This is a genomic window from Shinella sp. NM-101 (assembly GCF_021401195.1).
In the GTDB taxonomy this organism is placed as follows: domain Bacteria; phylum Pseudomonadota; class Alphaproteobacteria; order Rhizobiales; family Rhizobiaceae; genus Shinella.
On record NZ_JACBFT010000003.1, the window covers coordinates 452,022 to 472,357 of the forward strand.

General features: G+C 66.8%; 22 protein-coding genes. 5 read left to right on the forward strand and 17 right to left on the reverse strand.

Going from position 1 to position 20,336, the window contains the following annotated elements; translation table 11 throughout:
* Positions 1-53: 53 nt before the first annotated feature.
* From L0976_RS09280 to L0976_RS09325, 10 genes are all read right to left on the reverse strand, one after another.
* On the reverse strand, positions 54-509 hold the full coding sequence (locus L0976_RS09280; RefSeq protein ID WP_234187035.1) for a TspO/MBR family protein: 456 nt from the start codon (positions 507-509) through the stop codon (positions 54-56).
* Positions 510-552: 43 nt separating this feature from the next.
* Complete coding sequence (locus L0976_RS09285) at positions 553-1,656, reverse strand: DUF1513 domain-containing protein (protein WP_234187036.1); 1,104 nt, start codon at positions 1,654-1,656, stop codon at positions 553-555.
* Positions 1,656-2,786: an imelysin family protein gene (locus L0976_RS09290; RefSeq protein ID WP_234187037.1), complete on the reverse strand. Its 1,131-nt coding sequence runs from the start codon at positions 2,784-2,786 to the stop codon at positions 1,656-1,658. The genes L0976_RS09285 and L0976_RS09290 overlap by 1 nt, the downstream gene beginning before the upstream one ends.
* Positions 2,787-4,322, reverse strand: coding sequence for a di-heme oxidoredictase family protein (locus L0976_RS09295; protein ID WP_234187038.1), 1,536 nt, complete (start codon positions 4,320-4,322; stop codon positions 2,787-2,789).
* 44 nt (positions 4,323-4,366) lie between these two features.
* Positions 4,367-5,644 (reverse strand): imelysin family protein, encoded by a 1,278-nt coding sequence (locus tag L0976_RS09300; RefSeq protein WP_234187039.1) that lies wholly within the window; start codon positions 5,642-5,644, stop codon positions 4,367-4,369.
* A gap of 208 nt (positions 5,645-5,852) precedes the next feature.
* Entirely contained in the window at positions 5,853-7,142 is a 1,290-nt protein-coding gene (locus tag L0976_RS09305) for an RsmB/NOP family class I SAM-dependent RNA methyltransferase (protein WP_234187040.1), read from the reverse strand.
* Positions 7,143-7,220: 78 nt separating this feature from the next.
* Positions 7,221-7,583, reverse strand: a complete 363-nt coding sequence (locus L0976_RS09310) for a septal ring lytic transglycosylase RlpA family protein (RefSeq protein WP_203317265.1) — start codon at positions 7,581-7,583, stop codon at positions 7,221-7,223.
* 361 nt (positions 7,584-7,944) lie between these two features.
* Positions 7,945-8,823: an SDR family oxidoreductase gene (locus tag L0976_RS09315; RefSeq protein ID WP_234187041.1), complete on the reverse strand. Its 879-nt coding sequence runs from the start codon at positions 8,821-8,823 to the stop codon at positions 7,945-7,947.
* Positions 8,820-9,962, reverse strand: coding sequence for a tRNA epoxyqueuosine(34) reductase QueG (queG, locus tag L0976_RS09320; protein ID WP_234187042.1), 1,143 nt, complete (start codon positions 9,960-9,962; stop codon positions 8,820-8,822). The genes L0976_RS09315 and queG overlap by 4 nt, the downstream gene beginning before the upstream one ends.
* Positions 9,963-9,972: 10 nt before the next feature.
* Positions 9,973-10,665: a glutathione S-transferase family protein gene (locus L0976_RS09325; RefSeq protein ID WP_203317268.1), complete on the reverse strand. Its 693-nt coding sequence runs from the start codon at positions 10,663-10,665 to the stop codon at positions 9,973-9,975.
* Between the two features lie 187 nt (positions 10,666-10,852).
* Between L0976_RS09325 and L0976_RS09330 the strand changes: the two genes are divergently transcribed.
* Complete coding sequence (locus tag L0976_RS09330; protein WP_234187043.1) at positions 10,853-11,659, forward strand: undecaprenyl-diphosphate phosphatase; 807 nt, start codon at positions 10,853-10,855, stop codon at positions 11,657-11,659.
* Between the two features lie 37 nt (positions 11,660-11,696).
* Here L0976_RS09330 and L0976_RS09335 read toward each other — a convergent pair whose 3' ends face one another.
* The 7 genes from L0976_RS09335 to dnaN form a co-directional block, all read right to left on the reverse strand.
* Positions 11,697-11,846: a hypothetical protein gene (locus L0976_RS09335; protein WP_203317270.1), complete on the reverse strand. Its 150-nt coding sequence runs from the start codon at positions 11,844-11,846 to the stop codon at positions 11,697-11,699.
* 253 nt (positions 11,847-12,099) lie between these two features.
* Positions 12,100-13,080 carry a complex I NDUFA9 subunit family protein gene (locus L0976_RS09340; RefSeq protein ID WP_203317271.1) on the reverse strand — a complete coding sequence of 327 codons (981 nt, stop codon included), beginning with the start codon at positions 13,078-13,080 and terminating at the stop codon, positions 12,100-12,102.
* 119 nt (positions 13,081-13,199) lie between these two features.
* Positions 13,200-13,487 carry a DUF1330 domain-containing protein gene (locus L0976_RS09345; protein WP_234187044.1) on the reverse strand — a complete coding sequence of 96 codons (288 nt, stop codon included), beginning with the start codon at positions 13,485-13,487 and terminating at the stop codon, positions 13,200-13,202.
* A 157-nt stretch (positions 13,488-13,644) separates the two neighbouring features.
* Complete coding sequence (gene pyrF / locus L0976_RS09350; RefSeq protein ID WP_203317273.1) at positions 13,645-14,343, reverse strand: orotidine-5'-phosphate decarboxylase; 699 nt, start codon at positions 14,341-14,343, stop codon at positions 13,645-13,647.
* Between the two features lie 2 nt (positions 14,344-14,345).
* On the reverse strand, positions 14,346-14,927 hold the full coding sequence (locus L0976_RS09355) for a histidine phosphatase family protein (protein ID WP_234187045.1): 582 nt from the start codon (positions 14,925-14,927) through the stop codon (positions 14,346-14,348).
* A 9-nt stretch (positions 14,928-14,936) separates the two neighbouring features.
* Positions 14,937-15,539 (reverse strand): phospholipid N-methyltransferase PmtA, encoded by a 603-nt coding sequence (gene pmtA / locus L0976_RS09360; protein WP_203317275.1) that lies wholly within the window; start codon positions 15,537-15,539, stop codon positions 14,937-14,939.
* 214 nt (positions 15,540-15,753) lie between these two features.
* Positions 15,754-16,872: a DNA polymerase III subunit beta gene (dnaN, locus tag L0976_RS09365; protein ID WP_203317276.1), complete on the reverse strand. Its 1,119-nt coding sequence runs from the start codon at positions 16,870-16,872 to the stop codon at positions 15,754-15,756.
* Between the two features lie 231 nt (positions 16,873-17,103).
* Here dnaN and rsmI point away from each other — a divergent pair, with 231 nt between their 5' ends.
* The 4 genes from rsmI (at position 17,104) to L0976_RS09385 (ending at position 20,303) form a co-directional block, all read left to right on the forward strand.
* Positions 17,104-18,030 carry a 16S rRNA (cytidine(1402)-2'-O)-methyltransferase gene (rsmI, locus tag L0976_RS09370; protein WP_234187046.1) on the forward strand — a complete coding sequence of 309 codons (927 nt, stop codon included), beginning with the start codon at positions 17,104-17,106 and terminating at the stop codon, positions 18,028-18,030.
* Positions 18,020-18,388: a YraN family protein gene (locus L0976_RS09375; RefSeq protein ID WP_234187047.1), complete on the forward strand. Its 369-nt coding sequence runs from the start codon at positions 18,020-18,022 to the stop codon at positions 18,386-18,388. Before rsmI ends, L0976_RS09375 begins: the two co-directional genes overlap by 11 nt.
* A 416-nt stretch (positions 18,389-18,804) precedes the next feature.
* Positions 18,805-18,963 (forward strand): hypothetical protein, encoded by a 159-nt coding sequence (locus L0976_RS09380; RefSeq protein WP_234187048.1) that lies wholly within the window; start codon positions 18,805-18,807, stop codon positions 18,961-18,963.
* A gap of 266 nt (positions 18,964-19,229) precedes the next feature.
* Positions 19,230-20,303, forward strand: a complete 1,074-nt coding sequence (locus L0976_RS09385) for a linear amide C-N hydrolase (RefSeq protein WP_370643619.1) — start codon at positions 19,230-19,232, stop codon at positions 20,301-20,303.
* Positions 20,304-20,336: the final 33 nt, after the last annotated feature.

Genomic DNA, 20,336 nt, shown 5'->3' on the forward strand with positions numbered 1-20,336 from the left:
GGCCGACGTTTGCACGACGTATGCTGCACTGCAAGCGTCGTTTCTGGCAAGCCTCAGTTCAGCACGAGAATCGCCGCATTGAGCGCCGACGCGAAGGCGATCCAGGCAAGGTAGGGCAGGAACAGAAGGGCCGCCGTACGGTCCTGGCGCCAGGAGGCTGCGATAAAGGCTATGATGCTGACCAGCAGGCCGAGAATGACGATCATCGCCGACATCGGATCGCGAAGGCCGAAGAAGAGGGGCGACCAGGCGAAGTTGAGGACCAGTTGGGCAAACCACAGCCGCATCGCCATGGAGCGGCGGAAAGCGAGCCAGGTGCGGGCGCCGACAACGCCGATGAGGACGTAGAGGATGCTCCAGACCGGCGCGAAAACCCAGTTCGGCGGGTTGAAGGCCGGCTTTGCCAGCGACTGATACCAGTCGCCCGGCATGGTGTTGGCGCCGATCAGGAGACCGCCGCCGAGAACGAGGATGATGAAGGCGAGATAGGTGAGGGGCTTGTTGCTCATGGCCTGCGAAATAGTGCGGCCCGCGCCGTCGTCCAGAGGGGTCTCAACGCCGCGGCGACAACCCGGCGATGTGCTGGTCCCAGGCGACATCCTCCCGGCGGCCGGCGAAGCGCCCGTCATAGGACGACACCGCGAAGCCGTGCGGCGCGGCGGCGATGCCGGCGGCGTCCGCGATCGCCTCGTCCCTGACGACGCGGCCGGTCTTGGCGTCCAGCACGACGAAGCGCCCACCATTCGGTGAGGTGAGGCCGACGAGCCCTTCGCGCCGGTTGACGGCGATGGCGCCGACATAGTTGGCAAGGCCGATCGTGGTTTCCGCGGGAAGGTCGATGAAGGCGAGGTCCTCGCCCCTGCCGAAATGGCCGACGAGCGGCGGCAGGTCGTTGCGTGGCCCTTCGTACTGGCAGGCAAACCAGATGCGGCCCCTGTCGTCGAGGTCGATATGGCGCGTGGAGAGCTGGCGCAGCTTCTCCGGCAGCGCGTGGCGCTCGACAAGCGCCCCGGTCGCCGCGTCGATGAGGGCGAGCGAGGGCTCCATATGGTCGAGATTGAGCTTGGTGCGGCCGAAATCCGGATGGGTCTCGATGCCGCCGTTCGCCGCGATCAGGAACCGGCCGTCGTCGCTGACGGAAAGGTCGTGCGTGCCGATGCCATAGGTGGAATATTCGCCGATGCGGCGGTAGCCGTCGCGGGCGTCGTAGAGGCCGATGACGCCGCGATTGGCGTCGAAGTCGTTCTCGCTGGCATAGAGCAGCCTGCCGTCCTGCGAGAAGCAGCCATGGCCGAAGAAATGGCGCTCCTGCGCGGCCGCGATGGTGCGCGGCTCCGCCCGGCCGCTCCGGTCGATGACGAGCGCGAAGGTGCCGGGACGGCGGGCGAAGGCGACGAGATGGTTCGTCGCGGGCGAAAAGGCCATGCCGTGGCTGCGGGCGGGAAGCGCCGTGCGGTCGATCACCGTCCCGTCCTCGGCCAGCACCGCGATGCCGAAGCGGCCGTCGCGGTCCATGTAGCCGGAGGCGAAGACCGCGTCGGTGCGCGCGAGGGCGAAGGCCGGGCCGGCGCCGAGCGACGCCACGAAGGCCGTGCCCGCCATGCGCAGGAAGGCACGGCGGTCGAGCGCGGCGCTGGGCAGGCCCATAGCGTCCATCAGTCGCCGTCCGCGAAGGAGAAGCCGGCGCCGAGGCCGATCGCGCCGCCGAAATCGCCGTTGAGCGCCAGGATAAGGTCGCGGGTATTGGTGAGGAGGAAGCCGATCTTCTTCTCTTCCGCCGGCGTGGAGACGGCCTTCTCGATGTCTGGGTCGACGGTCTGCGCGACGCTCCTGAGTGCCTTCAGCGCGAAATCGACATTGCCGCTGAGCGACGTGCGGCCGGGATCGACGAATTCGGCGATGCCGGACCGGTCGAAGAGCGTCTGCAGGCCTTCGAGATTGGCGTCGATCGAGACCCAGGTGTTGCCGGAGCGCCAGAAGACCGCCGATTTCGGCCGCGGCGTGCCGCCCTTGCGGTAGAAGGTCTCGATGCGCTGGTCGCGCACCGCTTCCGTCCCGTGCACGAGAATGCCGAGCAGGGCGGTCATCGCCTCCCGGCCGGTGCGGAAGACGGGGTTTTGCGGTCCCGGATGCTTCCAGTGCTGCTGGACGCCGTCGGGCGCGTCCCAGGCCGCCGTGAGCTGCCCGGCCGTCGTCTCGATATGGCTGGCGACGGCGGCGGCGTAGCGGCAGCGGAAGCTTTCCGGCGTCTTCGCGAGGTCTTCGGAGCCGGTGCCGTAGAGCGCGAATTCGAGCGCGCCGAACCCCTGGATGGCGACGCTCTTTTCGCCCATCGCCGCGGCCTTCGTGTCCGCCTCGTCCGCCTTCTGGAGCAGCGCCTGCACCTGCTTGAGGCCGGTGCTCTTGCGGTCGGGGTAGAAGAGGATGCGCTCGAAGCGGTTGTCGTCGAGAACGGGGCCGATGCGCACCATCTCGATGCGGCCCCAGTCCGCGACGGCCTGCCGGAAGGCGTCGTCCACCGCCTTGCGCGAATCGTCCGAGGGCGCCTTGCAGAAGGCGGCGGTCGCCTCGGCCAGCTTGCCGGCGGATGCCTCGAAGGCCCGGTAGCCGGGGCGGATGACGTCGTCGACGGCATGGGTCATGACGCCGACGACGCTCTCGTCGGTGAGTTCGGGCGGCGCGGCCGTCGCCTCTTCCTGCGCCATGGCCGGAAGGGCGGCGGAAAGCATCAGGCTTGCCCCGGCAAGGGCGGCGAAACGCAGGAGGGTTGAACGCAGCATCGGCATCTACAGGCTCTCCAGGAAGGTCAGAAGGGCGTCTCGGTCCTGCTTTTCCAGCGCGGCGAAGCGGTCGCGCGCCGCCTGTGCCTCCCCGCCGTGCCAGAGAATGGCCTCGGTGAGGTTGCGGGCGCGCCCGTCGTGCAGGAAGAACGTATGGCCGTTGACGGTTTTTGTAAGGCCGATACCCCAGAGCGGCGGCGTGCGCCATTCCCTTCCGGTCGCAACGCCCACCGGCTGCCCGTCCGCAAGGCCTTCGCCCATGTCGTGCAGCAGGAAATCGGAATAGGGCCAGATGAGCTGGAAGGCATGGGCCTTGTTGCCGGCATCGCGCCGGGTCACGAATTTCGGATGGTGGCAGGAGATGCAGCCGGTCTCGTAGAAGACCCGCTTGCCGGCGAGCGTTTCGGGGAAGCTCGCCCTGCGCCGCGCCGGCACGGCGAGGTTTTCGGCATAGAAGGTGACGAGGTCCATGACCGGCGGCGGCGCCTCGGCGTCGCCAAGGCGCTTCTGCACGCCGTTGGGCCGTTCGAGGCAGGCGGTCTGGGCCGGCGTGCAGTCGCCGTTAGGGAGGGGAACCTCCGGCGTCGATATGCCGATGTCCAGGGCGAAGGCCTCGGCGCTCTGCTGGCGCACGGTGGCGGCTTGCGCCTTCCAGCCGAACCGGCCGAGCGTCTTTCTGCCGGTCTTCGGATCGATGGCGACGGCGGCCTTGCCGCTGATGCCGTCGCCGTTCGCGTCGTCGGGGTCGGCCAGCGCCAGGATATCGGCCTCGTGGATCGCCTGGACGAGGCCGAGGCCGAGCATCGGCTGGGTGACGCGCGGCGAGAGCGTCGTCGCCGGATCGAGATCGCCATAGGCAAGGTCGGTAATGGAATAGGTGGGGCGGCGCAGCCTCACGACCTCGCCGCCGGCAAGCGTCACCGGCTCTTCCGTGTAGTCGATGGCCATCCGGCCCTCGGCCTTGAGGCCGGGAATGGCCTGGTCCTGGAGCTGGCGGCCGTAGATCGGGTCCGGCAGGCTCATCGCATGGAAGCTCTTCAGCGCCGCCTCTTCCTCCGCCGTCGCTGCGGGCCGGGCAAGGCGCAGGAACATCGAGGTCGCGTCCGCCGCGCCCTCCGGCGGATGGCCGCGCCCGTCCTTGATGTGACAGGACTGGCAGGAGCGCGCGTTGTAGAGCGGGCCGAGCCCGTCGGAGGCCTGCGTGGAGGAGGGGGAGGAGACCCAGAGCTTCTGGAAGAGCGCGTTGCCGAGCTTGAAGGTCTCGCGCTCCTCGAAGGTGATGTTCTCCGAGAAATGCGAGAAGCTCTTCGCATCCACGCTTGCAAGCGAGGTGGCGGCGCCGGCGGACATGGCCTCGTATTGCTCGGCCTTGGAGAAATCCGTCGCCGGTGCCGTCACGGCGGCGACGCGCTTCAGGTCCTTCGCGGAGAGATCCCCGCGCTCCCGGCTGGCCGAAACGGCGCTGCCGATGACGAAAACGCCCGCCGCGACGGTGAACGCGGCGGAAACCGCGAGCAGGCGACGGGCGGGGCGTTCTGTCATTGCTGGATCGGGCCGCCGTTCATGCCGACGGCCCGCCTTCCTTCTTATTTGAAGACCGCGCCAGGATTGTCCAGGCTGTCGGAGCCTTCAAGCTCGATCTTGCCGAGGTCGAGCGCCGTGATGACGCGCTCGATCGTCTTCGTCTGGTCGATCAGGCTGTCGATGGCGGTCTGGACGACCTTGTTGCCCTCCGCATTGCCTTCGCCGATCATCTGGTCGTAGGCTTCGCCGCCTTCCGCGCGGTCCACCAGCGCCTTGAAGGCGGCATGGCTGGCGTCGAGCTTGGCCGTCATCTCCTTGTCGAGCGCGGCGTCCTTCTCGGCGACGAGGTCGTGCAGCGACGGGCCGGTCAGCTTGGAGCCGTCCGGGCGGGTATATTCACCCGTATAGACGGTCTGGATGCCGACGACGTCGTAGTAGTGCGAGTTGTGCGTGTTGTCGGAGAAGCAATCGTGCTCTTCTTCCGGATCGTGCAGCAGGAGGCCGAGCTTCATGCGCTCGCCGGCAAGCTCGCCATAGGAGAGCGAGCCCATGCCGGTCAGCATGGCGGTGATGCCGGCCTTCGGGTCTGCCGTCACGTTCTTGGTGGCGTCGCCGTCCGGCGACCAGGCCGCGACCATGTCCTGAAGGTCGGAGACGAGCAGGGTGGAGGCGGCCTTCAGGTAGGCGGCGCGGCGGTCGCAATTGCCATTGGTGCAATTGGCCGTGTCGTAGTCCGTCGCCGGGCGGTTGCCGGCGCCGGGACCCGTGCCGTTGAGGTCCTGGCCCCACAGCAGGAATTCGATGGCATGGTAGCCGGTCGCGACATTGGCTTCGACGCCGCCGGCTTCGTGCAGTTCCTGCAGCACTTCGGGCGTGATCGTCGTGGCGTCGACTTCCTTGCCGGCGACCTCCAGCTTCGGATTGGCGATGACATTGGCGACGAAGAGGGCGTTCTCGTCGCTTTCCGTGCCGTAGCTCGGGTCGACATAGTCGATCAGGCCTTCGTCGAGCGGCCAGGCGTTCACCTTGCCTTCCCATTCGTCGACGATGGGGTTGCCGAAGCGGTAGGCTTCCGTCTCTTGGTAGGGGATGCGGGACTTGAGCCACGCCTCGCGCGCCGCCTTCAGCGTGTCGTCGCCCGGCTTGGCGATGAGGGCGTCGATTGCCGCGTCGAGTGCCTTGGCGGCGTCGAGCGCATCGGAATACTTGGCGTGGGCGATGTCCGTATAGTGCTTGACGATCGCAGCCGGATCGGCGGCCGCATGGGCGGAACCGATCGCAAGGCTTGACGCCGCGGCAGCGAGCGCAAAGGCAGCCGCGCGAAGGAAGGAAGTTTTCATGACGTCTCCTGGTGTCCTGTTTGGCGAGTCCCCCCGGCGCCGATGCCGCGGCTCGCTACAGGCAGGCCGCCGCCCGGACCGCCCGGCAGGCCGCCGGGCTCGGGTTATTCAGGCGCTCCTGTCATGGACCAAATGAAAACTTGTGTCAAAGTGTATAGTTTAGAACGATTTCAAGCTGTTGTGCCTGTTTTGACGGAACGCAAGGGATTCAGGCCTTGCGGCGCATGGCGCAGAAGAAGAAACCGTCCGTGTCGGTGGTGGCCGGCGTCAGCGTCACGGTCTTGCCGTCGCGCGAGCGCGGCTGCGGCGTATCCGCGCCGAACAGCTTCTGCCAGGTGTCCGTGGCGTCAAGGATCTCGAATTGCGGATTGGCCTTGCAGAAGCCTTGCACCTGTTCCTCGTTCTCCTGCGGCAGGATGGAACAGGTGACGTAGAACAGCGCGCCGCCGGGCCGCACGAAGGCGCTGGCATTAGCGAGCGCTTCCTGCTGCTGGGTGAGGCGTTCCTCCAGATTCTTCTCGGTGAGGCGCCATTTGGTGTCCGGCCGCCGGCGCCAGGTGCCGGTGCCGGTGCAGGGAGCGTCGACCAGCACGCGGTCGAAACGGTCCTTCAGCGGTGCGAGGCTGGAAATGTCCTCGTGGACCTGGACATTGCGCGTGCCGGCGCGCTTCAGCCGCTCGATGATCGGGGCGAGGCGCTTGCGGTCGGTATCGTAGGCGTGGACCTGGCCCTTGTTGTGCATGGCGGCCGCCATGGCGAGCGTCTTGCCGCCGCCGCCGGCGCAGAAGTCGAGCACCTGCTCGCCCTCCCCGGGCACGACGAGGTCGGCGACGATTTGCGAGCCCTCGTCCTGCACCTCGAACCAGCCCTTCTGGAAGGCGAGGTCCGCGGTGACGTTGGGAAGGCGTGCCGGGCCTTCGCCGGCCGGAATGCGGATGCCCTGCCTTGCGATGGCGGAGGCGAGCGCACCGTTGCGCTCCAGCGCCTTCAGCACCTTGTCGCGGCCGGCCTTGAGCGTGTTGGCCCTGAGATCCAGCGTCGGCCGGCCGGCGAGCGCCTTTGCTTCCGCCAGCCAGTCGCCGGCGAAGTTCGCCTCGAAGGAAGGCTGGATCCATTCGGGAATGTCGCCCTGCACATGGAGCGGGGCCGTTGCGAGGTCGCGGGCGTGGAAGGCGGCGAGCGCGTCCTGCGAAAGCGGCTGCGGGGCGAAGCGGTCGCCCTCGAACTCGGCGGCCAGCGCCTCGGGGGCAAGTCCCCACTGGCGCAGCAGCACGGCATGGCCGAGGGCGGTGGGGCTGTCGTCGTCCATCAGGAAGGCGTGCGACAGTTTCATGCGCAGCGCGTCGTAGACGATATTGCCGATCGCGGCGCGGTCGCCGGAGCCGGCGAAGCGGTGGGAGAGGCCCCAGTCCTTGAGCGCATCGGCGACGGGGCGCCGCCGCGTCTCGATATCCGCCAGAACCTCGATGGCCCCCGAGAGCCGCCCACCCAATCGCATCCGTTTACTCCGTTTTGCGTCGTGGTAGCGGTGGAATGCGCGAAGGGCAAGCCGGGAGCCGCAGATTCCGGAAAGGCGTCAGCTGACGATCTGGTAACAGATCTTCGCGTGGCCGGCGCCGATCATGCCGATATTCGAAGCGGCAGCCTTCGAGAGGTCGAGCACCCGGCCCCGCACGAACGGACCGCGATCGTTGATGCGGACCACCACGCTCTTGCCGTTGTTGGCATTGGTGACCTTCACCTTGGTGCCGAAGCGCAGACTCCGGTGCGCGGCCGTCAGCATGTTCGGGTTCATGCGTTCGCCGGAGGCCGTGCGCGAGTGCAGCGCATACCAGGAAGCGCGTCCGCAGCCGGAGGCCTGTGCGTCGGAGAAAGTAACGATGGTGGAGGCGGCCGCGAGAAGCGAGGCCAGGGCTAGGCTGGAAAGCTTGGGCGTCATGTATCGGGTGACCTTCCGGGCAAGTTGTGAACTTCCGCTGTGATGGTCGCCCTATGAGGAAGCAAAAATGGCGAAAACGTGCCTCAACCGGCCGCAATTGCTGGCAAGGCGGTCGCAGATATACAGTTCATCGCCAGCGATGCATCTTTAACCTTCGTTAATGAGCCTGGAAAAGTGCTTGCGAATCAGTTGCTAAACTGGATCGACTTGAAAGCAGGAATAGTCGTTCGACATTCCTGCAAATTTTCGGAAAAAACTTTCAATATTAGCAATTGCTGCGCAGGAATTCGGCGGCAAAAATGTGGCAGATGAATTCAAGGTTGTAGAAAATCGCAAAAGCCGGGTTTTCCGGCCCCGTCCGTCAGCCCTTCCAGCGGCCTGAGCCATGCAGCTCGGCCAGCGAAAGGCGGTAGTTCGGGAAGCGGAATTCGAAGCCCGCAGCCTTCAGTTTCGCGTTCGAGACGCGCTTGTTCTCGCCATAGAAAGACCGGGCCATGGGAGAAAGTTCCGCCGTCTCGAAAGGAATGTCGGGCGGGCACGGCAGGCCCATCAGGCGGGCGGCCTCGGCCACCACGTCCTGCGGCGGGCCGGGCTCGTCGTCGGTGATGTTCCACACGCCGCCAAGATGCCGTTCGGCAAGGAAGAGGGCCGAGCGGCCGATATCCTCGACGCGGATGCGGTTGAACACCTGGTCCTTCTTGATCAGGCGGCGGGCGGTACCTTCCTCCATGTTGCGCAGCGCGTTGCGTCCCGGCCCGTAGATGCCCGCGAGACGCAGCACGGCCACGGGCACGCCGGAGGCCTTTCCGTGGCCGAGCCAGCAGCCCTCCGCCTCCACCCGCTCGACGGAGCGGGCCGAAACCGGGTTCAGCACCGTTTCCTCGTCCACCCAGCCGCCCTTGTGGTCGCCATAGACCCCGACGGTGGAGAGATAGCCGGCCCATTCGAGCCGCGGCATGAGCGCCGGGATGGCGGGCATCCCGGCGCGGAACAGCGGGTCGCCGTCCCGGCCGGGTGCGATGGACTGCACGAGATGGGTGGTGCGCGCCATGTCTGCGGCGAGCGCTCCTGAAATGGTGCCGCCGTCATAGACGATCGGTTCGATGCCGCGCCGGCGCAGCGCCTCCGCCTTGTCCTCGGAACGCGTCGTGCCGGAGACCGTGAAACCGGCCTGCCTGAAAACATCGCCGATGGCCCTGCCGGAAAAGCCGGCGCCGAGGATCAGGAGGTGCTTCGTCATCGCTCTGCCTTCGCTCTTGCATATTCCGCGCGCACGCCCTCGTCCGCGTCGTCCGCCCTTCCTGCCGCAAATTCCGTAAATTCGGAAGCCGTCATCAGGCGGGAAAGCGCCCATGCGGCCATGCCGCGCACCACGGGCCCGGCGTCGTCGGCAAGGCTGATGCATCGGTCGATGAGGCTGCGGTCGCCGGAATTGCCCGCGGCGATCAGCACGTTGCGTACGAAGCGGTCACGGCCGATGCGCTTGACGGGCGAGCCGGAGAAATGGGTGCGGAAGGTCGGGTCGTCGAGCGCGAGGAGATCGGCAAGGCGCGGCGCCTTCAGCTCCTGGCGGGCGACGAGCTTCATCTCGGAGGCGGCCGCGGCGAACTTGTTCCAGGGACAGGCGGCAAGGCAATCGTCGCAGCCATAGATGCGGTTGCCGATCTGCTCGCGGAACGCGGGTTCGATCGGCCCCTTGTGCTCGATGGTGAGGTAGGAGATGCAGCGCCGCGCATCGAGCTTGTAGGGCGCCGGGAAGGCATCGGTCGGGCAGGCGTCGAGGCAGGCCCGGCACGAGCCGCAATGGTCGCGCTCCGGCTCGTCGCGCAGGAGATCGGCGGTGGTGAAGAGGCTGCCGAGGAACAGCCAAGAGCCGTGCGTGCGGCTGACGAGGTTGGTGTGCTTGCCCTGCCAGCCGAGACCGGCGGCGGCGGCAAGCGGCTTTTCCATCACGGGCGCGGTATCGACGAAGACCTTCACGTCCGCCCCGCCGCGGGCGGCAAAGCGCGTCGCCACTTCCTTCAGCCGGCCCTTGATGATGTCGTGATAGTCGCGGTTCTGCGCATAGACGGAGATCGCCGCCCGGTCGGGCATGGCGAGCACGGCGCGCGGGTCGTGCTCCGGCCCGTAGTTCATGCCGAAGAGAATGACGGAGCGCACGTCGCTCCAAAGGACGCGCGGATCGGCCCGTCGCGCCTCGGTCTCCGCCATCCAGTCCATCGTGCCGTGGTAGCCGGCGGAAAGGAAGTCGGCGAGCCGTGCCGGCGCCTGGGGAATAGAATCCGGACCGGTGATGCGACAGAGGTCGAAGCCCTTGTCCGCCGCCTCCGCCTTGACGAAATCGGTCAGGCGGCGCCGGAGCCTGTCGTCGCCCGACATGGCGTCATCCTCAGAAGTCGAGGTCCGCGTAATGCGAGACCGGGGTCACGCCGCGCACGCGCTCGGCGAGCAGCGGGCGGAAGGAGGGACGGGATTTCAGCCGCTGGTACCAGTCCTTGGCCTGCGGCGCGTCCGTCCAGTTGATCTCGCCCATATAATCGAGGACGGAGACGGCGGCGGCGGCGGCAAGGTCGGCATAGCTGAGCCGGTCGCCGGCAAGATAGGTGCGCGAGCCGGCAAGCCAGGAGAGGTACTTCATGTGCTGGCGGATATTGGCGCGCGAATTGCGCAGGATCTTGCTGTCCGGCGGCCCGCCGCCCTGGTCGGAGGTCATCTGCAGCTTGAAGATGCGCTCGCGCACCAGCGGCCGCGTGACGTCCTGCTCCATCTTCTGCAGGAACCATTCGGTAAGGCGGCGGATCTCGGCGCGCTGGAACGGATCCTCGGCGAGCAGCCGCCGGTCGCGCTTGAGGACGCCGTGCGTCTCGTCGAGATATTCCGAGATCACGCTCGCGCCGCAGAGCGCCCGCATGCTGTCGTCGACATAGACGGGCAACGTGCCGGCCGGGTTGAGCGCCAGGAAATCGCGCCGGTTCTCCCAGGGCTGCTCCTCGGCAAGCTCCGTCTGGAACCCGTATTCCGCGAGAATCAGCCGGACGAAGCGGGAAGCAGAGGACATCGGGTGATGATAGAGTGTGGGCATGAACGCTGCCTTACTGGTCGTGCGGAAGGGGCTGCGCCGTGCCTGCCGCTTCATGCGGAACTGATTTGGTCACGGCCGATTTGACGAACCTATAGAAATTTGGTGGTACAAACACAAGCGAATCGGGCCTTTTGCCGTATGCCCGCTTTCGTTTCGTGCTTTTCTTTCCCTCTCCCAAGGAACCCCCATGGCAGACCAGTCCATCGTCAGCGCCCTCGTCCTCGGCCTCATCGAGGGCCTGACCGAGTTCATCCCGGTGTCCTCCACCGCCCATATCCTGCTGGCCGGGCATTTCCTCGGCTTCAAGTCGCCGGGCAACACCTTCGCGGTGCTGATCCAGCTCGGCGCCATCCTGGCCATCCTCTCCGTCTATGCGGCCAAGCTGCTGCGCATCGCCTTCGCGCTGCCGTCGAGCCCGGAGGCGCGCCGCTTCGTCGTCAGCATCCTCGTCGCCTTCCTGCCCGCCGCTGTCATCGGCGCGCTGGCGCACGATTTCATCAAGACGGTGCTCTTCGAGACGCCGATTCTGATCTGCGTCGTGCTGATCGTCGGCGGCGTCATCCTCTACGCGATCGACCGCATGCCGCTGAAGCCGCGCTATACCGACGCGATGAAGTATCCGCCCTCGCTCGCCTTCAAGATCGGCCTCTGCCAGTGCCTCGCCATGATCCCCGGCACGTCCCGCTCGGGCGCGACCATCGCCGGTGCGCTTCTGATGGGCACCGACAAGCGCTCGGCGGCGGAATTCTCGTTCTTTCTCGCCATGCCGACCATGGTCGGCGCCTTCACGCTCGATCTCTACAAGAACCGCGACGCGCTGTCGTCCGACGACCTGCTGCTGATCGGCGTCGGCTTTGCCGCCGCCTTCGTGGCCGGCCTCTTCGTCGTGCGCTCGCTGCTCGACTTCGTCTCGCGCCGCGGCTTCACGCTGTTCGCGATCTGGCGGATCGTCGTCGGCGTGCTGGGCCTTGCGGCGCTTCTGATCTGGGGTTGAAAGACCCGGAACGGCCGGCCCGCCGGGCTGGCCGTGCTTACTTGGCCGAAGCGGTCGTGCAGGGATCGACGCCGTAGGCCGGCGAGCAGCCGTGCTTGCTGGCGGAGACCGTCGAGGGCGCGGCAAAGGACCCGGCCACGATGATCAGAGCCGAAAATCCGAAGAAGATTGCAATTGCCTTGCCCATTTGCGCCGGAAGCCTCTCAAAGTGCTGAAATGCGCCGCTTCTGTCTCTTCGAATATGACGCGGCGGGGGCGGTGTTTATTCGCAGGTCCCGCGACAATCAATATCGCGACATGCTGAATCGCGCGTAAATGCCGCAATGCTTTTTTTAACCGCTGCATAAGTGCAACAGCGGGCCCGAAGCGCCTCTGGAAAAACGAACCGGCCGCCGCGGAAAGCCTCCCGCGGCGGCCGGTTCCCTATCCGGAAAAGGCGGTCAGGCCGCGCGGTCGATCTTCGTGAACTGGCCCTGCGGGCGGTAGCGCACGAGATAGCTCGGCAGGATCGCCTCGGCGAGGATCGGCTCGATACCGAGGCCTTCGAGCGTGCGGCCTTCCTTGCGGGCGGCCTCGGAAACCACGTTGTCCGAGCGCAGCAGCGTCACCTGGTCGGCCGTCAGCGGCGGCTTGACGAAGGGGATGAGCGAGGCGACGGAGCCGATCAGCGAGGCGATGGCGAAGGGCAGCGAGACGAGCGGGTTCTTGCGGTCGACGATGCGCAGCATCGTCTCAAGACACTGGCGGAAGGTCAACACCTCCGGCCCGCCGAGCTCATAGATCCGGCCGCGCTCGACCGTGCCGTCCACGCAGCGCGCGACGGCTTCGGCGACGTCGGCGACATAGACCGGCTGCAGCTTCGTATGGCCGCCGCCGATCAGCGGCAGGGCCGGCGCATAGCGGGCCATGGTGGCGAACTTGTTGAAGAAGCCGTCTTCCGGGCCGAAGACGATGGACGGCCGCAGGATGACGGCATCCGGAAGTGTCCGCAGCACGGCGGCTTCGCCCCGCCCCTTGGTGCGGGCATAGGTCGAGGCGGCATTCTCGTCCGCGCCGATGGCCGAGATGTGGGTCAGCTTCGCGCCGACCGCACGGGCGGCTTCCGCCACCGCGCGCGCGCCGAAATCCTGGACCGCGTCGAAGGTGTTGCGGCCGGCCTCGAAGAGCACGCCGACGCAGTTGATGACATGGTCGGAGCCTTCGACCGCGCGGTCGACGGACTGGCGGTAGCGCAGGTTCGCCTGGACGAAGGAGATCTGGCCGACGCCGCCGATCGGCTGCAGGAAGCCGGCAAGGTCGGGACGCCGCACGGCGACGCGGATGCGGTAGCCGCGCCGCGCCAGCGCGCGCACCACATGACGCCCGACGAAGCCCGAGCCGCCGAAGACGGTGACGAGCGGCGGAAGGTTGGACAAGGTCATGAGGCTGCTCCTGAAGGATAGGATAGGTGGGTGAGGCCTACATAGCCGAAACGACCGGCAAGGTGAAGCGCGGCGAAGCGTCTCTCATGCCGGTTTTGCAAGGGCCGCGGCCTTGCCGGTCAAAGACCCTCGACGACCACCATTTCCGCGTCCGCCACTTCCTGGCGGATGGCGGCGGCGACCTGGTATTCCGGCGAGTTGTAACAGTCGACGGCGGCCTGCAACGAGGGGAACTCGATGATCACGTTGCGGGCGCGCACGCGGCCTTCCAGCTGCGCGAAGGCGCCGCCGCGGGCGATGAAGTTCGCGCCGTATTTTTCGAAGGCGGGCCTGGCGGCGGCCACATAGTCCTTGTAGCGCTCGGGATCGCGCACATCGACCTGTGCAATCCAGTAACCCTTGGGCATCTCTGTCTCCCATTTTTTCCAGCGTTGCCGTCGGGATTCTCACCCTCATCCGCCTGCCGGCACCTTCCCGCCTGTGGAGAGAAGGGCAAGATCGCCGGCATCCGTTTCCCTTCCTCCGAAGGGTCGGATGAGGGGGTGTCCCGCAACGGTTGTTATTTCACGCCGCCAGCGCGCCGTCCATCTCGGCGAGGATCGCCTTTGCGGCGGCGAGCGGATCGGCGGCCTTGACGATGGGGCGGGCGACGACGAGGTGACTGGAGCCGGCCCTCAGCGCATCGGCCGGTGTCATCACGCGCTTCTGGTCGCCGGGCTCGGCGCCGGCGGGGCGGATGCCGGGCGTGACGATCGCCATGTCGGCACCGACGATCTTGCGCACGGCGTTCGCCTCCTCCGCCGAGCAGACCACGCCCCCCATGCCGGCGATGCGCGCCTGTTCGGCGCGGCGCAGCACCAGCGTGTGCGGATCGTATTCATAGCCGGCATCGATGACGTCCTTGGCGTCCATGGAGGTCAGCACCGTGACGCCGAGGAGGCAGAGGTCCGAGCCCTTCGCGGCCGAGACGGCGGCGGCCATCGCCTTCGGATAGGCATGCAGCGTCAGCATCGACATGCCCATCTTGACGATGTTCTCGACGCCCTTGGCCACCGTGTTGTCGATGTCGAGCAGCTTCATGTCGAGAAAGACCTTCTTGCCGTCCCTGGCAAGGTCGCGGGCGAATTCCAGGCCGCCGGCAAAGACGAGCTGATAGCCGATCTTGTAGAAGAGGGCGGTGCTGCCAAGCGTCCGGACCACCTTTTCCGCCTCCGCGATGGTCGGGACATCGAGGCCAACGATCAGGCGGTCGCGCGCGGGCATGGTCACAGCTCCTTCCAGGATTCCATTGCCGTCCAGTCGCATGTGACGCTTCGGTCCGCAAGACAGAAAGCGAAAAGATTGCCGCCGCCCGTCGGCTGGTCGCCGTCGCGGCGGATGGGCGTGCCCGCAAGGTGGCACTTCAGCAGCGTGCCGACGCCGCCATGGCCGACGAAGGCGATGGGAACGGCCGGGTCATGGGTCGCGAGCACCCGCTCGACGGCCGCGACGATGCGTGCCTGCGCATCCACCGCCCGTTCCCAGCCGTAAAAGCTGTCCTGCGGATGAGCGAAGAATTCGTTCGCTGCCGCCTCGAAGGCGTCGGGCGGCAGGAAGCCGGTGGCCGAGCGGTCGTTCTCGCCCATGGCATGGTCGGTCTCGACGGGAAGGCGTCCGGCGGCGAGGATCTCCGCCGCCTCGATCGCCTTGCGCTCGGTGCTCGCGACGATGCGGCCGATCCGCCCCGCCCACGGCGCGGCGGCCGCAAGCGCGGCACGCTTCCGCCCGCGCCCGGAAAGGTCCCAGTCGGGCACCGGCACGGCGGGATCGATGGCGACCTCGGGGTGGGTGATGTAAAGCGCGAACACCGCCGCCGCTCAGTGCGTGCGGCGGTAGGTCCAGAGCTGCGCCGGCGGAATGTTGCGCACGACGAAGTCGAGATGGCTGATCTGGTAGCGGTCCGGCATGGCGACGACGGGCGAAAGGGGACCGTAGGAGATCTGCACCACCGGTCGACCGACGGGCACGCGCGAAAGAAGGTCCTCGATCAGCGCGACGCGCCGGTGCATGGGGAAGTTGAGCAGCGGCACGGCGGAGATGACGCTGTCGAAGGTCGCATCGCGCAGGTCGCCGAGCGTCCTGTCGAGGTCGAAGGCGTCGCCGTTGATGAAGTTGACGCCCTCGAAGCGCTCGACGAGATGATTGAAGAAGTCCGTCGAGAATTCCACCGACGTCAGTTTCTCGGGTGCGATGCCGGCCTTGAGGATCGCCTTGGTGATGACGCCGGTGCCCGGGCCGAGCTCTAGGACGGGAAGGCCGGAGGCGGGATCGACGATGCTCGCCATGCGCCGCGCGGTGACGGAGGATGTCGGGATGATGGCGCCGACCGCCTTGGTGTTGCTCACCCAGCCCTTGAAGAAGCGGATCTCGTCATCGAATTTCTTGCCGAGCCGTTCCTTCACCTTCACGCGCAACGTCATGCCGTCCCCCTTTGTGGTCGCCTGAGGCCGGCAGCGGGCATCGTCCCGTCCGCTTGTTTCGACCTTGGCGAATATGTGACGCGGTTTGCGTCAAAAACAAGTCTGATTGCGCCGCTGCCTGACGAAAACGACGGGCAGGCGGCGAAACCGCATAGACAAAACCCGCCGGCGGCCGGCGGGCTCCTGAGCGTCTCCCGGCGCCGTGGAACGACGCCTACACGCGCATCGGCATCAGGACGTAAAGGGCGTCGTCGCCCGCAAGGTCGCGCACCAGCGTCGGCGAACCGGGATCGGCCAGCATGAAGACGGCTTCCGAGCCGGAAAGCTGCGCGGTGATGTCGAGCAGGTATTTCGCGTTGAAGCCGATTTCGAGCGGGTCGTTGTCGTAGCCGACCGCCAGCTCTTCCGTCGCGCTGCCCGAATCCGGGTTGTTGACCGTCAGCGTGAGCTGGCCGTCGGTCAGCGCCAGCTTCACGGCGCGGCCGCGCTCGGAGGAAATGGTGGAAACGCGGTCGACGGCCTGCGCGAAGGACTGGCAGTCGATCTTCAGTTCCTTGTCGTTGTTGGTCGGGATCACGCGCTGGTAATCCGGGAACGTGCCGTCGATCAGCTTGGAGGTCAGCACGATCGAGCCGATGGTGAAGCGGATCTTGGCATCCGAGACTTCGACGGTGACGGTGAGCTCCGGATTGTCGACCAGCTTCTGGAGTTCGCCGACCGTCTTGCGCGGGATGATGATGCCCGGCATGCCCTCGGAGCCCGAAGGGGCATCCACGTCGGCGCGTGCGAGGCGATGGCCGTCGGTGGCGACGGCGCGCAGCTTCAGTTCGTCCTTGCTCTCGATCGTGTGGATGAAGATGCCGTTGAGGTAGTAGCGGGTCTCTTCCGTCGAGATCGCGAACTGGGTGCGATCGATCAGCATCTTGAGGTCGGTCGCCTTGAGGCGGAACGTGTGCGAGAAGCTGCCGGCGGTGAGGTCCGGGAAGTCGGACTGCGGCAGGCATTGCAGCGAGAATTTCGAGCGGCCCGAGGCGACCGTCATCGATGCGCCGTCGGCGCTGGTGGCCAGCAGCACTTCCGAACCGTCGGGCAGCTTGCGCACGATGTCGTAGAGCAGATGGGCCGGAACGGTCGTCGCGCCGGCCTGCTCGACCTGCGCGGGCGTCGCCTCGGTGATCTCGAGGTCGAGGTCGGTCGCCTTCATGTCGAGGCTGGCGCCGTCGGCGCGCAGGAGCACGTTCGAGAGGATCGGGATCGTGTTGCGCCGTTCGACCACGCGATGGACGTGGTTCAGCGACTTCAGAAGGTTGGACCGCTCGAGAGTAATGCGCATGAACTGTACCGCTTTCGACCGCTAGCACGCCGGAGCCCGGCGCGGCATTGCCTTGAAGGTCCGGCGGATGCCGGAAGATGTGGAGGGGCAAAATGGCAGAAGTTCCAGCAGGATTGCAAGTGCTAACGGTACGGGATGCGCGATAGTCAACCGCCGGACCTTGCGGGGGCATCCGCGCTCGCCCATAAGGGGAGAAAAGCGCGGGCATGCGTGGCTGAAAAGGGACTGACGATGCGGGACGAGACTGCGGCAGGCAGGGCAGGGGACGGCGCGAAAAGCTTCCGCCTCCACAATGCCGTGATCCCCGCCCGCCCGCTGGAGCCGGCGCTCTATCTCGTCGCAACGCCCATCGGCAACCTCTCCGACATCACGCTGCGGGCTCTCGAAACGCTGGCCGGCGCCGACGTGCTCGCCTGCGAGGACACCCGCGTCACCCGCGTGCTGCTCGACCGCTACGGCATCGTGAACCGGCCCTATGCCTATCACGAGCACAATGCGGACGAGGCCGGTCCGCGCCTCATTGCCGCCCTCGAAGCCGGAAAATCGGTCGCCCTCGTCTCCGATGCCGGCACGCCGCTCGTTTCCGATCCCGGCTATCGCCTGGCCTTGCTCGCCATCGCCGCCGGCCACCGCGTCGTGCCCATCCCCGGCGCCTCGGCGCCGCTCGCCGCGCTCGTCGGCTCGGGCCTGCCGAACGATGCCTTCCTCTTCGCCGGCTTCCTGCCGTCGAAGGACAAGGCCCGCCGCGACCGTCTCGCGGAACTTGCCGGCGTCCCGGCGACGCTTCTCTTCTTTGAATCGCCGCACCGTATCGCCGCGACGGTCACCGCCGCCGCCGACGTGCTGGGCGGGGGACGCGCGGCCTGCGTCTGCCGGGAACTGACGAAGACCTTCGAGGAATTCCGCCGCGGCACGCTCAGCGAGCTCGCGGCCCATTACGGCGACGGGGCGACGGTGAAGGGCGAGATCGTCTTCGTCATCGGCCCGCCCGGCGCGGCGGCCGCGCCCGAGGCGGAGGACGTCGACCGGCTGCTGACGATGCTCGCGAAGGACATGTCGACCGGCAAGGCGGCGACCGAGGCGGCGCGCCAGACGGGCCTGCCGCGCAAGGACCTCTACCAGCGCCTCCTCGCCCTGAAGGATGCCGATGAAGAATAGGCCGGCGGATGCCAACCGGCTGAAAGCCTTCCGCCGGGGCCATGTCTCCGAATATCTCGCCGCGCTCTACCTCCTTGCCAAGGGCTACCGCATCCGCGCCATCCGCTATCGCACGAAACTGGGCGAGATCGACATCATCGCCCGGCGCGGCGATCTCGTCATCTGCGTCGAGGTGAAGGCCCGCCGCGATGTCGACAGCGCCGTCTTCGCCGTCACCGGAACGGCGCAGCGGCGCATCCGCGCGGCCAGCGGGATCTGGCTCTCCCGTCAGCCGGACGCCCATCGCCTTTCCTTGCGGTATGATATCGTCGCGGTCCTGCCCTGGCGGCTTCCGAAGCATCTTGCGGATGCGTTCTGATCGGATGTCGCGAAACCGGAAGCGCAGCGCGCCCGCCATCGGCGCCCCTTGGTGCATCCAGTGTCCGCGCTGCTTTCGCGTGCAGGTCTTACGCTCGCTGCTTCCGGCTTGCGGTTGGCTGTAATGGCGAGAGCGAGGAAGCCGCTCGGGGTGGCAATGCTGCACAGCCGGCGCGCTCCGTCACGCCCGCTTCCCAAGGCACCAGCTTTCGCTTCCGGCATCGCCGCCTTCTACCCGGGCGAGCAGCCTGCGGGCCTTCAACGCGCCGGTCAGAACGCGCAAGACCGCACCGCCATCGCCTGAAATCCAGGGTGGTATCGAAGCGGGACGATTTGCCGGAAAGCCCCGCTGAAACTTGCTTGTTGCGAATTTCCCGCCATGTTGTAGCGTGCAGATGCAACTGTGAGAGGTGAAGAATGGCGTTGCGACGGCTCTTTCTCACGGCGATCCTCCTGCCGGTCGTCTTCGGTGCCCTCAGTGTCCGCTGGACCCGCCTCAAGGCGATGCTCGATGCCGGCGTCTTGCGCACGACGAAGCGCGCCGACTGGACCGGTCCGTCGCCGGCCTGCGCATGAATGCCGGCCTGAACGACCGCTGGATTCCCGATGCCGAAGCCGATGTCGGCGGCTTCGATGCCGGCTCCAAGCTCAGCGTCGACGCCCGGGCCTATCTCGGCAGGCTGCCGGCCATCTTCCGGGCCAGCGACCGCATGCTCTCGCCGGACCGCGAGGACGACGACTTTACCCGCAACACTTTCTGCAGGAATGTCGGGCAGCACGGGCCGGTCAGCGGCCTGTCCGTGCGTTTCCAAGGCTGCGGGAAGGAAAAGGAGGAGAGCACCATGCCACGCAAGACAGTACAGAAAGCAGGAGCGGTCCTCCTCGCGCTCGCGGCGGGCTGCATGGCGCTGGCGCCGGTTGCGCAGGCCTGCACCCGCCTCGTCTATCACGGTGCGGACGGCAACATCGTCACCGCGCGCTCCATGGACTGGAAGCTGGACGTGGCGACCAATCTGTGGGCCTTTCCGCGCGGCATGGAGCGCAACGGCGAGGCCGGCGAGAACTCTTTCAAGTGGACCTCGAAATACGGCAGCGTCATCGCCACCGGCTACGATGTGTCGACCACCGACGGCATGAACGAGCGCGGCCTCGTGGCCAATGTGCTCTGGCTGGTGGAATCGGACTATCCGCAATTCGACCGGAAGAAACCGGGCCTGACAATCGCCGCCTGGGCGCAGTACGTGCTCGACAGCTACGAGACCGTCGACGAGGCGGTGCGCGCGCTGGAGGAGGAGCCCTTCACCATCGTGACGGACAGCGTGCCCGGCGAAACCCGGCTGACGACCCTGCACCTTTCCCTTTCGGATGCCTCCGGCGACAGCGCCATCGTCGAATATATCGGCGGCAGGCAGGTCATCCACCACGACCGATCCTATCAGGTGATGACGAATTCGCCGGTCTTCGACCAGCAGCTGGCCCTCAACGCCTATTGGAAGCAGATCGGCGGGACGGTCATGCTGCCGGGCACGAACCGCGCCTCCGACCGCTTCGCCCGCGCCTCCTTCTATGTGAACGCCATTCCGAAGGCAGAGGACCCGAACCGGGCGCTCGCCAGCGTCTTCAGCGTCATCCGCAACGTCTCCGTTCCCTTCGGCATCACCACGCCGGACGAGCCGAACATCTCCTCGACCCGCTGGCGCACGGTGGCCGACCACAAGCGCGGCCTCTACTTCTTCGAATCCGCGCTGACGCCCAACACCTTCTGGCTGGACCTGAAGAAGATCGATTTCTCGCCCGAAACGGGAAAGACGATGAAGCTCGATCTCGGCAAGGACCAGGATCATACCTATTCCGGCGATGCGACGGCGGCCCTCGTGCCGGCCGAGCCCTTCCGCTTCCTCGGCCCGCAGCCCTGACGGCCGCGCGCCCGTCTTTCTCCGGCCCGTTGC

What these genes read in the sequence shown, in the direction of transcription:
- L0976_RS09280 (WP_234187035.1), bottom strand. Translation starts at nt 509, where the DNA reads ATGAGCAACAAGCCCCTCACCTATCTCGCCTTCATCATCCTCGTTCTC.
- L0976_RS09285 (WP_234187036.1), bottom strand. Translation starts at nt 1,656, where the DNA reads ATGGACGCTATGGGCCTGCCCAGCGCCGCGCTCGACCGCCGTGCCTTC.
- L0976_RS09290 (WP_234187037.1), bottom strand. Translation starts at nt 2,786, where the DNA reads ATGCCGATGCTGCGTTCAACCCTCCTGCGTTTCGCCGCCCTTGCCGGG.
- L0976_RS09295 (WP_234187038.1), bottom strand. Translation starts at nt 4,322, where the DNA reads ATGACAGAACGCCCCGCCCGTCGCCTGCTCGCGGTTTCCGCCGCGTTC.
- L0976_RS09300 (WP_234187039.1), bottom strand. Translation starts at nt 5,644, where the DNA reads ATGAAAACTTCCTTCCTTCGCGCGGCTGCCTTTGCGCTCGCTGCCGCG.
- L0976_RS09305 (WP_234187040.1), bottom strand. Translation starts at nt 7,142, where the DNA reads ATGCGATTGGGTGGGCGGCTCTCGGGGGCCATCGAGGTTCTGGCGGAT.
- L0976_RS09310 (WP_203317265.1), bottom strand. Translation starts at nt 7,583, where the DNA reads ATGACGCCCAAGCTTTCCAGCCTAGCCCTGGCCTCGCTTCTCGCGGCC.
- L0976_RS09315 (WP_234187041.1), bottom strand. Translation starts at nt 8,823, where the DNA reads ATGACGAAGCACCTCCTGATCCTCGGCGCCGGCTTTTCCGGCAGGGCC.
- queG (WP_234187042.1), bottom strand. Translation starts at nt 9,962, where the DNA reads ATGTCGGGCGACGACAGGCTCCGGCGCCGCCTGACCGATTTCGTCAAG.
- L0976_RS09325 (WP_203317268.1), bottom strand. Translation starts at nt 10,665, where the DNA reads ATGCCCACACTCTATCATCACCCGATGTCCTCTGCTTCCCGCTTCGTC.
- L0976_RS09330 (WP_234187043.1), top strand. Translation starts at nt 10,853, where the DNA reads ATGGCAGACCAGTCCATCGTCAGCGCCCTCGTCCTCGGCCTCATCGAG.
- L0976_RS09335 (WP_203317270.1), bottom strand. Translation starts at nt 11,846, where the DNA reads ATGGGCAAGGCAATTGCAATCTTCTTCGGATTTTCGGCTCTGATCATC.
- L0976_RS09340 (WP_203317271.1), bottom strand. Translation starts at nt 13,080, where the DNA reads ATGACCTTGTCCAACCTTCCGCCGCTCGTCACCGTCTTCGGCGGCTCG.
- L0976_RS09345 (WP_234187044.1), bottom strand. Translation starts at nt 13,487, where the DNA reads ATGCCCAAGGGTTACTGGATTGCACAGGTCGATGTGCGCGATCCCGAG.
- pyrF (WP_203317273.1), bottom strand. Translation starts at nt 14,343, where the DNA reads ATGCCCGCGCGCGACCGCCTGATCGTTGGCCTCGATGTCCCGACCATC.
- pmtA (WP_203317275.1), bottom strand. Translation starts at nt 15,539, where the DNA reads ATGACGTTGCGCGTGAAGGTGAAGGAACGGCTCGGCAAGAAATTCGAT.
- dnaN (WP_203317276.1), bottom strand. Translation starts at nt 16,872, where the DNA reads ATGCGCATTACTCTCGAGCGGTCCAACCTTCTGAAGTCGCTGAACCAC.
- rsmI (WP_234187046.1), top strand. Translation starts at nt 17,104, where the DNA reads ATGCGGGACGAGACTGCGGCAGGCAGGGCAGGGGACGGCGCGAAAAGC.
- L0976_RS09375 (WP_234187047.1), top strand. Translation starts at nt 18,020, where the DNA reads ATGAAGAATAGGCCGGCGGATGCCAACCGGCTGAAAGCCTTCCGCCGG.
- L0976_RS09380 (WP_234187048.1), top strand. Translation starts at nt 18,805, where the DNA reads ATGGCGTTGCGACGGCTCTTTCTCACGGCGATCCTCCTGCCGGTCGTC.
- L0976_RS09385 (WP_370643619.1), top strand. Translation starts at nt 19,230, where the DNA reads ATGCCACGCAAGACAGTACAGAAAGCAGGAGCGGTCCTCCTCGCGCTC.